Consider the following 11373-nt stretch of genomic DNA (forward strand, 5'->3'; position numbering starts at 1 on the left):
CGCCCCCTTACTGCCAAAAAAGCAGAAAACAAGACAACCAACATCTCTAAAACGCCAAATTTTGGATACGGGCTAGTTCGTCATTGATTTCAATTCCGAATAAATTATGTTCGGCAAATCTGTGCCAATAATTGTCGTGCTTCGTATGCCCAGTAGGATCGTCAAACCACACCTTAACCGCTCGAATGAAGTGAGATAAAGGCTTGGGTTTTAGAGGTGGTAAGAGTCTTTAAATCATTTGAAGCGTTAATACCCTCCGATGCAAGCTTTTGTTAGGGTGCAGCCTTTAGAAGCTTACGAAGATTGGGAAGGCTGACAACTTGCGGTTTGGCTTTAATTCTCCCGTCGGTTACTTTTCCTACAACATTATTACCTTTTACTTGCAACCAATACTCTCCACATCCTGAGATTGCTAACTCTCCTTTTTGAGTCCAATAATCTTTTGAGAGCGCCAAAACCCACTCTGTCCCAATCGGAAACTGAGTAACGTAGGGTCGAGTCTGCATCCCGTTATCTCCCCACACCGTAACCTTAGCCAATTTTGTTACTCCTTTATATACCTCTTTAACTTCCACAATCATCGCTCGTGGTCTTCCTTTTTGCTCTTGATCGTTTTTAGACCAATGGTACTTAATAACTTTGCCCCTAATTGCTAATTGCGATCGTTTAGCCAACTGAACGAAGGAGAGATCGCTTTTACTACAACTGCTGGCGTAGGCGGTGGGAGTCAAAAACAAGGTGGAAAGACCAATGATTATTGAGGGTATATGTTTCATGTTCAAAGGTTAACATTCCTCAAAAAAGGTAAATATAAAAATGGTCGCAGCTTTTTGAGAGGAGAAGCATTTGCTGAACTTCATTAGGATCGAAATTATCATAGTTTGCTTCTAGCACTTTGGTTAGTACATCTGCTAGAGTTTCGCAGATAAAGCTCAAGAACTCCAAGATTATAGCGGTGCAGATCCAAGCAGTTGTTCTTCAAACCATCTCTTGGCTTCTTGCCAACCTGCCTCTGCTTGCGATCGTAAACGTCGAGCTTCGTTACGACGGTTTTGTACTTCAGTAACGACAGCCTTCTGTACAGCCATACCTGGCACAGGGACAATAACATTTTCCAATTCTGACTTAATGATCGCGGGGTAGTTACCACCACTAGAACGCTGAAGCATTTGCTGAAGACAAATCTGAGAGCGCAGAACGCACCAGAGGTAATCTCGATCAACTAATTTACTGACATAACGAATTACAGCAAAACCAGTTGATGCAATACAACCGTCAAATTCAGCAGAAAGGTAGGCAATAGATCCGTGATGAGGACGAGTAAGGCTAACAATAATATCATCTGTGCGAACAACCATTCGCGCACGGCTAGGAGCCTCCTTTACAGGAACTTCTGACCACCTTGCTTCTCCTGTTTCTGGCTTTACATTGCTAATTTCGATATAACGAAACGTAGAACTTTCATCATCTTCAAGCTTCCAAGTTTCTTTAGAAAAACTCACTAGCGATCCAAGAGACGCAGTAATAGTTGTGGAAAGTAAACGGCTGACTTGTTTAAAGCTAGGAGCATGAAAATGAGGATCAAAGCGTCCGTTAATACCAGAGCATTGGATGGAAAACACCTTACGATTGTCTTTAGCGGGACGATCAAGTCCAAGAGTGTTTAGTAGATAACTATCAAGACTAGAAAGGAGAGCATCGGCTTGTGATAGTTTTTGTTTTCGCTGCGATCGCGCCTCATCCATAGCAGCAACAAGTTCAGTTTGTGTTGCAATTGGCGGCACTGGGATTTGTAGATTCTTGAACTCTTCTTTATTGATGTTTGGCTGTCCAGACGGGCGTTGAATTGCTGCAATCCAACGTGCATAAACATCTGTTTTTGTAAAGAAGTAAACAAATCTTGGCAAAACATTGTATTTATTCAGTCTAAAGCGGATGCAATAGCCAGCAAAAATGGCAGGTTCGCTTGTATCTTCATGAAGGTAGGTTTTTCCAACAGTTGCACCACTACGTGCAAAAAGCAAATCATATTCGATGAGTTTATGATCTAAATCAACTGGATCAGCCGTCAAAAACTCGTGACCTGTCTCAATACCATCATCATCAAAATCTGTAATTCTTATATAACGGGGCTGATTTTGATTAATTCGAGGAATAGCACGGGAAGTCGCTCCATAAGCAGGTTCTTGAATAACTAAGCTTCCTAGCTTTTGCAATGGATAATGAACAGACAACAAGTTTTCTCGCAAGGCAAAATATTTTGCATCTAATCTGTCTTTTAGATTGCCCCGATTTAGTGCAAAACAAAAACTAATTGCACTATCGGGGCTTAGACGAAAAAAGGTGTTGGATCTCTTTGGAACTCTCGCCACTGAGCAACTAATCCAGTATCAGGAATAATTTCACGGTGACGTTCGCTCCATCCTGGTTCTTTAGGATTAACTTTACTCCACTCAAAATAAACGCGGTAATCGAACAGATCGCAGCTTTGTCGCTCTACTTTCTCTTTCTCTGGAATTTCACTCTCGACCGTTACATTAAAAGTTTTCCGTCCTGTTGCGTCATAGCCAATATTTTCAGCCAGCGCCATAAAGATCGGCGTATCATTGGGTAGGATTTCTCCATCCTGCAATCGGCGGAGAAAAACAATACTCGCTTTCACTCCAGCATCGTAATAAGCAAAAGCAAACTGAGGTAAACTGACTACTGCAAGAATTTGGAAATGCGACAGCATCCAATTACGTACCCCTTGCAGTGAAGAATTAGTAAGAATCCCGTCAGGTAATACGATAGCTGCACGCCCTTCACCCGGCTTGAGATATGACCAAACCCGTTCTATAAACAAAATTTCTGTTTTAATGCTAGTACGGGCTTTTACCGCATTTGCGCCCCGCTTTGCATCTCTCTCGCCTTGCGCGGATTCGTCTGGTTCTGTACCAGTTGTAGATTTGTTCAAGTACCTACGTAAATCAAACTGATCGAGATACCCATCACCTTTTTCAGTTCCCTTGACTACCGAACCGAAAGGCGGATTTGTCAAGATTAAGTCAAATTTACCTGGAACAAGCTCCGGCTTAATTGCAGTTAATTTAGTCAGAAAATCCAGCGCATCATGCCCCACAATATTAGTATGACCATCATCATGAATGATCATATTCATCTTCGCGACACGGGCTAGTTCTTCATTGATTTCAATTCCAAATAGATTACGTTCTGCAAAGTCATGCCAGTGCTTGTAATGACTGATACCTTGACGCGAATCAGTTTTATGATTAGGATAACGGCGATTTGCTTCCCGGCGAATGTGGTCAAGCGCATAAAGCAAAAAGCCCCCCGATCCACAGGCAGGATCAAGCACTAGCTGCTTACGCTCTGGGTTCAGCACTTCAATAGAAAAAGCGATAAGTTCACGAGGCGTAAAGTATTGACCAAAGTCACCTTTGAAGAAACCACCCATGAACTCCTCAAAAGCGACACCTTTTGTATCAAGTTCTGTCCGATCAAGCGAAATTCCTTCTAAATGCTCGACAACCTGTGCAAGGACTGGTGGCTCTACATTAATTGGGTCGGTAAAAACGCCTGGTTCTCGTTCCTGTTCGGTTGCGTAAAGCTTAAAAATACGTTTAGCAAGTTCATCACTGCTCTCACCATCTCGACGCTGAAAGTCGTAGGGGTCAGCATCTTGACGATCGTCATTTTTCTCATCTCGATGTTTAACAAAGACAATCTTACAAAACTCGCCAAAAGCAGCAATTGGGCTACGGCGACCACCTTCCCAAAGAGTCTGATGGCATTTGCGGATGGCAGAACGTAGTTTATCACGGGAAACAGCAGAGAGATCCTGTCCAGATTTGTTCTTGTAAAACCGCCATTGGGGAGGATTCCCATAGCGTTTTGGAATATCTGTTAGGTGGTTGCGCTCTCGCTCGCCGGGTGGAAATTTGTCAAAGCGCAGGAGGCGACGGGTTAAACCTGCGATCGCACCACAAAACGGAGAACCAAGACTAGCTCGATTACCGCAGGCTTGCTCGATAGATTGAGCAAACTCAGCATCGCTAATATCTGAACGCTTTGCCTCAAAAACAAAATAAGGCTCTTTGCACTCCTCATCTTTGTAAATCACCAAATCAGCCACGTCATTGGGAGTCCGGCGTGGTACTCTTACCTCAAACTTAATCCGCCTGGGATCGTATTCGTATTTGTAGATCAATTCCGCCCAAAACTCAGCCCGAATTTTCTCTTCCGGATCAGACCATCGCTCAGAGTGATTGGTCGCAATGTAGTGAATACGTTCCTTTTTGCCTTCCCCTGCAAGCCTAGCGTGACCGTCTTCAATCGCCCGTTCGAGATAAGTCTTGAGATTTTCTACCGACATTATTAATGTTCGTTAATTTAAGCTTGATCCGGTTATAGTTTAGCCCTGAATTGGTTCGATCTTGCCTATTATCACCTTAATTTTGTATTGGACTGTCCTGGGTTTGACGCATAGCTATTTGTCTTACTGAAATTTATGGAAAGGATAAAGTGAAATTGTATTGAAGTGGCTTAAGGAACGATTTATACAGTATTTTGAAGAAAAAGTAATTTTTAAGGATACCTCTATGCAAACCCAACATCTTGATGGGAAAAAGTACCTACAACGCTTTATTTTAATATTAGCGTCGCTCGTATTAGCCACAAGCGCGATCGCCTTTCCAGCAAATGCCACAGGTATTTATCAAATCCCCAAACTTACCCCCGGTGGTAGTCCTTGGGTAATCGATCAGTCAGAAGTATTAAGCCGAATCAACGAAAGTACAATTAGCAGCAACTTAGAAAAATTAGCAAAACAGACCGGAAACGAAGTGCGAATTGTTACTATTCGCCGCCTTGATTACGGTGAAACCCCCGAAAGCTTTGCTAAAGGACTGTTTAAAAAATGGTTCCCCACTCCCGAAGCCCAAGCAAATCAAACCCTACTTGTGATTGATACCCTCAGCAGTGGGACAGCTATAGAGACTGGGGCAAAATCATTGTTAACTAATGACATCGCTTCTAGCGTGGTTAATGAAACTATCCTTGCTCCTTTAAAACAAGACGAAAAATATAATCAAGCATTTTTAGACGCAAGTAGTCGCCTAATTGCCGTATTATCTGGGGAACCCGACCCTGGCCCACCGCAAATTGTCTCTGGCGTTAGCACCGAACGCACCTTTAAAACTGCGGAAGAAACAGGTAGCAGTAATGCGACTGTTTGGGTAATTGGGTTTTTAATCGCTGCTACTGTTATTCCGATGGCAACTTATTACTTGTACGTCAAGTAACTTAATCTTGAACATACTCGATTCCATTAATTAAAGCCATTTCAGCCCGGACAAACTCTCGACCTAAGTAAGCCGCATGGTCTAAAAGAGTAACTAAACTGGGCTGATTTTTTTCAAAGATTTCAATACAAAGTTCTTTTGCAGTTCTGCCGCTAAATACCTCTGTTGGCGTGCGTTCTACCTTTCCCCGCACCGGAATCGGCTTCCCCGTCTCTGGGTCAATAGCCAAACCGCGATCGCTAATTATATTTGTAAAATGTTTGGCATAAATGAGCCTTGCATCCCGATCCAAATAAATAATAAAATAACCACCGGGATCGAGAGCAATAAACCGCCCCGAAAGCTTTTTATCTATCGCCTCTAAATCAACCATCCGCACCATAATCTAATCACAAACATCTCTGTATCTCTTTCCAGTCTAGTCCTTTCTTTAATATTCCTGAGCATTACCAATTATTAATTACCCATTACCAATTCCCAATTACCAATTACCCAAATTTTATGAATCCAAACGAGCCATGTATTATGAGCGCGGAATTTTGGCACGGTGTAGAACAGTTTAATCAAAAACAGTTTTACGCCTGTCACGATACTTTAGAAGCTTTATGGATGGAAGCAATTGAGCCGCAAAAAACTTTTTATCAAGCCATTTTACAAATTGCTGTAGCACTGTATCATCTGGGTAACTCAAACGTGCGCGGTGCTTGCATTCTGCTCGGAGAAGGCACAAATAAGTTGAGACGTTACGAAGCTAGTTATGCAGGTATTGATGTCGATAAGTTGTTAGAGGATAGTGTTACTTTATTGCTCCAACTACAACAACAAGAAGTTGCATCGCCTCTATTACCTAAAATTAATCTAGCTATTGATACTTAACTTGATATATTCGTGGAACTTGCCTATAAGGGTTTTGGTCTAGGAGTTAAGTTAGAATTGGGACACGCGATAGAGCCACAAGCTCGCACTTCGCCTTTTTGGTTCTAGTTACTTATTACTTAGCTTTTAACGATTATTTTAAACAAACTTTTATGAAACTTGCTTATATACATCCCTCTTGGCAGCGCTACATCAACCGAGTTTTGGTAATACCAACAATTGTAAGTGCGATCGCCTTTACCATGCCTTCACCGCTCAAAAGCCAACCCACAAGCGACGGACGCGCTCTTACAGTCAAGGCGCAAATTCAAGAAGCTAATTCTAAAACTGGAGTAGTTACCGCTCGTGGTAACGTAGAAATGTTTTATCCCGCCCGTAAAATCCAAGCAACTGCCGCTCAAGCTCAATACTTTAGCCGCGAACGCCGAATTGTTTTAAGTGGCAATGTCTATGTATTGCAAGAAGGGAACAGCATTCAAGGAGAAAATATTACTTACTTGATTGATGAAGGGCGATTTATTGCCACACCCAAAACTAACGGACAGGTAGAGTCAATTTATATTATTAGCGATCCAAACCCTGCCACTACAACCCAAGCCGCCCCCGCAACTCCAAGTTTTAACCGCAAAAGCCCCGCTAAAAAGTAATGAAAATTCTCCTAGAGAATATTCATAAGTCCTATGGTAAGCGCTCTATTGTTAATCGCGTTAGTCTTTCCGTAGCCCAAGGAGAAGTTGTAGGGTTATTAGGCCCTAATGGCGCAGGTAAAACCACAACTTTTTACATTGCTACAGGCTTAGAAAGACCAAATCAAGGTAAAGTATGGCTTGACGACCGCGATATTACGTCTTTACCCATTCACAAACGAGCGCGACTAGGAATTGGCTATTTAGCTCAAGAAGCCAGCATTTTTCGGCAATTGAGCGTTGCGGAAAATATTTTATTAGTATTAGAGCAAACCAACGTACCGCGCCGCGAATGGGATGGACGCTTGCATACCTTATTGCGGGAGTTTCGGTTAGAAAGTGTTGCCCAAACTAAAGGAATCCAGGTGTCGGGAGGAGAAAGGCGACGCACAGAACTCGCTAGAGCCTTAGCCGCCGGGAGAGAGGGGCCAAAGTTTTTATTATTAGATGAACCTTTTGCGGGGGTAGATCCGATCGCTGTAGCCGAGATTCAGGCAATGATCGAAAAATTACGCGATCGCCAAATCGGGATTTTAATTACCGATCACAATGTTAGGGAAACCCTAGCAATTACCGACCGTGCTTACATTATGCGTGAAGGTCAAATTCTTGCGTATGGCAACGCCGAGGAGCTTTATAGCAATCCTCTTGTCCGTCAATACTACTTGGGTAGTAACTTTCAAGCTTAAAAACTCCAAACTATGAAAAGTTTCAAGTCTCTCACCTCAATTATTCCCATGCCTGCGGTTATGGATCGCTACATTGCCAGCGAACTATTAGGGCCGTTTTTGTTTGGGGTGGGGGCATTTTCGTCAGTGGGGGTAGCTGTTGGGATTTTGTTTGACTTGGTAAGAAAAATAGTTGAAACAGGGTTGCCAATTGCGATCGCATCACAAGTATTTTTGCTAAATTTGCCAGCTTTTATTGTCTTAGCTTTTCCCATGTCTACGCTGCTTTCGGCTTTGATGACTTATAGCCGTCTTGCCAGCGACAGCGAACTTATTGCCTTACGCAGCAGTGGAGTAAGTATTTACAGGTTAGTTCTCCCGGCGGTGGTTTTGAGCTTTGTAGTTACAGGGATAACTTTTTTCTTCAACGAACAATTGGTTCCCATTGCCAACTACCAAGCTTCCCAGACCTTGCGAAGCGCCTTAAAGCAAAATAAACCGATCTTGACTGAGCAAAATATCTTTTACCCAGAATACAAAGAAGTCAAACAGCCAAATGGCGAAAAAACTAAGATTTTGTCTCGTTTATTTTACGCCGATAAGTTTGACGGGCAGCAAATGCAAGGATTGGTAATTGTTGATCGCTCAGAATTGGGTATAAATCAAATTTTGGTGTCTGATTCGGCGGCTTGGAATCGCTTACAAAATATTTGGGACTTTTTTAATGGCACTATTTATTTAGTTGCGCCCGATAGTTCTTACCGCAACATTGTCCGCTTTGAACACCAGCAGTTGCAATTACCGCGTACCGCCTTAGATTTAGCGGCAAAAGGGCGAGATTTTGGGGAAATGAATATTGCTCAAGCAAGAGAGCGGTTAAAACTCTTAAATTTGAGTGGAGATGAGAAAAAAATTCGCAAGCTCAAAGTCCGCATTCAAGAAAAACTTTCTTTACCTTTTGTCTGTATTGTTTTCGGCTTAGTGGGGGCGGCTTTGGGAACCAACCCCCAACGGGCGGGAAAAGCTAAAGCTACCAGCTTCGGCATTAGTATCATTGTGATTTTTGGTTACTACTTACTGAGCTTTATTAGCAGCGCCCTCGGTGTGAGTGGAGTAGTTTCGCCGATTGTATCTGCTTGGTTGCCTACAGCTTTTGGTTTAATGACTGGGGGACTATTGCTAGTCCGCGCCGCAAAGTAAAGTCCAAAACTGTAGGTACAACCTTACTTAACTAAAGGCGTTAATAATTGCGTCGGCAAACTCTGAGCATTTTAATGGCTCTACTGGTGGCTCCATTAACCGCGCCAAATCGTAGGTAACATAACCCTTGGCGATCGCATCTCCAATCCCTTTTTTAATCAAGTCTGCCGCTTCCTGCCATCCCATATATTCCAGCATCATTACCGCCGAAAGAATCACAGAGCCGGGGTTTACACGGTCTAATCCGGCGTGTTTGGGTGCTGTGCCGTGAGTTGCTTCAAAAATAGCACAATCATCGCCAATATTTGCCCCAGGGCCCATGCCTAACCCACCCACAACGGCGGCGGCGGCATCTGATAAGTAATCGCCGTTGAGATTCATAGTCGCCAAAATTGAATACTCGTCTGGTCTAGTCTGCAATTGTTGGAAAATACTATCAGCAATGCGATCGTTGACCATAATTTTATCTTTCCACTGCCCCTTGCCGTGAGTCGCCCAGATTTGGCTTAAAACCGCCTCTACTTCTTGACAAATTTGGTTTTGCTTTTCAGGGGTCAAAGAGCTATAACCTGGCTCAATTAGCCTCGCATTAGCCTCAAAACTAATGTCTGCGTTGCTTTCTTTGTTGCTTAAAATCCACGATTCCCGCTCGGTAACGCAATCGGTGCGAAACTCGGTCGTTGCCAGTTCGTAGCCCCAATCGCGGAAGGCTCCCTCGGTGTATTTCATAATATTGCCCTTATGCACCAAAGTCACCATTTGCTTAGACTTGGGCAGCCTTAAAGCGTGTTTCAGCGCCCGTCTAACTAAACGCTGGGAACCTTTCTTGCTAATTGGTTTAATCCCAATCCCTGAATCTAGCGGAATTTGCTTTTTACCATGTTCGGGAGTAGCGGGGATAAGTTCTTCGTTAAGAATTTTAATTAAGCGCGTGCCGATTTCGCTACCTTGTTTCCATTCAATTCCTAAATAAATATCTTCGGTATTTTCCCGATAAATAATTACGTCCATTTTCTCAGGATATTTGTGCGGCGACGGCGTACCGGGATAATATCGGCAAGGACGGACGCAGGCGTATAAATCATTGATTTGTCTTAACGCTACGTTTAGCGACCGAATCCCGCCGCCTACGGGTGTAGTCAAAGGACCTTTGATAGCAATACCATACTCTTTAATTGCTTTGAGGGTATCTTCAGGTAAATACTGATAAGTGCCGTATTGTTCGCAAGCTTCATCTCCGGCGTAAACTCTAAACCAGCTAATTTCTCGCTTACCTTTGTAGGCAATAGCCACCGCCTTATCGATTACCTTTTGACTAGCAGGCCAAATATCAACTCCCGTACCATCGCCACGAATAAACGGAATAATCGGGTTGTCGGGAACTATCGGTTCGCCGTTATTAAACGTGACTGTTGAACCTGTCGTTGGAGGAGCGATCTTTTCGTACATTCTTAGCAAAACTCCTGAGTAATTAAATTAGCTTCTGACAAATTTCCCCCTTGGTAAGGTGCTTTGTCCTTGGCTCAAAGGAAAACGATACAGCACTTTAACCAATTAATTATGTTTTTTTTAAACGCTTTGCAAGCCGCAATTGACAATTATTTTTGGATAATTAAATATAAATTGGTCAAATAAGATAGCTTTTGTCGATGAGAATAGGCGATCGCACAATTCGGTATTACTAAATTTTGCTGGTTCTGTAGACATACGTTGACAAAATATACAACATTAATTTAATGTAAATGAGCAAGTGGATGAAATTATCGGATTTTGCAAAATTAAAAGGACTGTTGTTACAAAACGGCGGGCGCGAATGTGGCAACGAGGTGAACTTAATGCAAAACAATTACCAAGCGGTACTGTAATAGTTAATTTAGAAAGAAATATAAATAAAGGCGTTGTTATTTATACTCGCGTCTCAAGTAGTGAAAATAAATCCAACTTAAACAGTCAGGCAGAAAGATTAGAAAGTTATTGTACTGCTAAAGGCTATCAAATAGTTAGAATAGTTAAAGAAGTGGGTAGCCAAGTTAATGATAACAGACGCTCTCTTGGAAAGCTCTGTGTCGAGAAACCCGCCCCACAGATCCGCAAACTTATTGAACTACTCAATAAAGATGATTATTCTATTATTGTTGTATAACATAAAGACCGCCTGAGTAGAGTAAGTTTTAATTATTTAAAAGTTTTATTAAATCAAACAGGGCGTGATATAGAAGTAGTTAATCTAGCTACAGAACGGCTTAATGATTTAATGCACGATTTTGTTTCTATTATTACTAGCTTCTGTGCGAGATTATATTTTATTCGCAGAAGAACTAGAAAAACTCAAGAAATAATAAAATGTTTAGAGGATTCTTAAATGCTATTGTCTGAACGTCATGTTATTAATCCAAATCACAAAAATTATAAAGAAATAGATAATTTAGCTTTCTTATCTAAAAATCTTTATAACGTTGCAAATTACATTATTAGACAAGAATTTATTAACAATCATAAATATCTCAAGTATAATGCAATTCAAAAACAATTACAGAATCAAATAGATTATAAAGCTTTACTTTCCAAAGTTAGTCAACAAATTCTTATAATTTTAGATAAAAATTGGCAAGGTTTTTTTGAGGCTACAAAATCTTATAA

The 11373-nt window shown here is 41.9% G+C and carries 11 protein-coding genes and 1 pseudogene; 7 read left to right on the forward strand and 5 right to left on the reverse strand.

Features of this window, described 5'->3' with window-relative positions:
* Positions 1–272 precede the first annotated feature (272 nt).
* The 3 genes from C7B70_RS02415 to C7B70_RS02425 form a co-directional block, all read right to left on the reverse strand.
* Complete coding sequence (locus C7B70_RS02415) at positions 273–776, reverse strand: hypothetical protein (RefSeq protein ID WP_106367470.1); 504 nt, start codon at positions 774–776, stop codon at positions 273–275.
* Between the two features lie 171 nt (positions 777–947).
* Positions 948–2234 (reverse strand): restriction endonuclease subunit S, encoded by a 1287-nt coding sequence (locus C7B70_RS02420; RefSeq protein WP_146134002.1) that lies wholly within the window; start codon positions 2232–2234, stop codon positions 948–950.
* A gap of 95 nt (positions 2235–2329) precedes the next feature.
* Positions 2330–4375, reverse strand: coding sequence for an N-6 DNA methylase (locus C7B70_RS02425; RefSeq protein ID WP_106367472.1), 2046 nt, complete (start codon positions 4373–4375; stop codon positions 2330–2332).
* 226 nt (positions 4376–4601) lie between these two features.
* On the opposite strand from C7B70_RS02425, the gene psb32 reads away from it, so the two are divergent.
* Positions 4602–5303, forward strand: a complete 702-nt coding sequence (psb32, locus tag C7B70_RS02430) for a photosystem II repair protein Psb32 (RefSeq protein WP_106367473.1) — start codon at positions 4602–4604, stop codon at positions 5301–5303.
* A 1-nt stretch (position 5304) separates the two neighbouring features.
* Here the strand turns inward: psb32 and C7B70_RS02435 are convergent, their stop codons facing one another.
* Positions 5305–5685, reverse strand: a complete 381-nt coding sequence (locus C7B70_RS02435) for a DUF4346 domain-containing protein (RefSeq protein ID WP_199192001.1) — start codon at positions 5683–5685, stop codon at positions 5305–5307.
* A 140-nt stretch (positions 5686–5825) separates the two neighbouring features.
* On the opposite strand from C7B70_RS02435, the gene C7B70_RS02440 reads away from it, so the two are divergent.
* The 4 genes from C7B70_RS02440 to C7B70_RS02455 all read left to right on the forward strand — a co-directional run bounded on the left by C7B70_RS02440 (position 5826) and on the right by C7B70_RS02455 (position 8733).
* Complete coding sequence (locus C7B70_RS02440; RefSeq protein ID WP_199192012.1) at positions 5826–6179, forward strand: DUF309 domain-containing protein; 354 nt, start codon at positions 5826–5828, stop codon at positions 6177–6179.
* 242 nt (positions 6180–6421) lie between these two features.
* Positions 6422–6826: an LptA/OstA family protein gene (locus tag C7B70_RS02445; protein ID WP_199192013.1), complete on the forward strand. Its 405-nt coding sequence runs from the start codon at positions 6422–6424 to the stop codon at positions 6824–6826.
* A complete protein-coding gene (lptB, locus tag C7B70_RS02450; protein ID WP_106367476.1) occupies positions 6826–7554 on the forward strand; it encodes an LPS export ABC transporter ATP-binding protein in 729 nt (242 codons plus the stop codon). The genes C7B70_RS02445 and lptB overlap by 1 nt, the downstream gene beginning before the upstream one ends.
* A 12-nt stretch (positions 7555–7566) precedes the next feature.
* Positions 7567–8733, forward strand: coding sequence for an LptF/LptG family permease (locus tag C7B70_RS02455; protein ID WP_199192002.1), 1167 nt, complete (start codon positions 7567–7569; stop codon positions 8731–8733).
* 27 nt (positions 8734–8760) lie between these two features.
* Here the strand turns inward: C7B70_RS02455 and C7B70_RS02460 are convergent, their stop codons facing one another.
* On the reverse strand, positions 8761–10182 hold the full coding sequence (locus tag C7B70_RS02460; protein ID WP_106367477.1) for an NADP-dependent isocitrate dehydrogenase: 1422 nt from the start codon (positions 10180–10182) through the stop codon (positions 8761–8763).
* Positions 10183–10483: 301 nt separating this feature from the next.
* On the opposite strand from C7B70_RS02460, the gene C7B70_RS27520 reads away from it, so the two are divergent.
* Complete coding sequence (locus C7B70_RS27520) at positions 10484–10876, forward strand: recombinase family protein (protein WP_233220795.1); 393 nt, start codon at positions 10484–10486, stop codon at positions 10874–10876.
* A gap of 219 nt (positions 10877–11095) precedes the next feature.
* Positions 11096–11373, forward strand: a pseudogene (locus C7B70_RS02470) (RNA-guided endonuclease TnpB family protein); the annotation flags it as partial.

This window comes from Chlorogloea sp. CCALA 695 (assembly GCF_003003885.1).
Lineage (GTDB): Bacteria > Cyanobacteriota > Cyanobacteriia > Cyanobacteriales > Chroococcidiopsidaceae > Aliterella.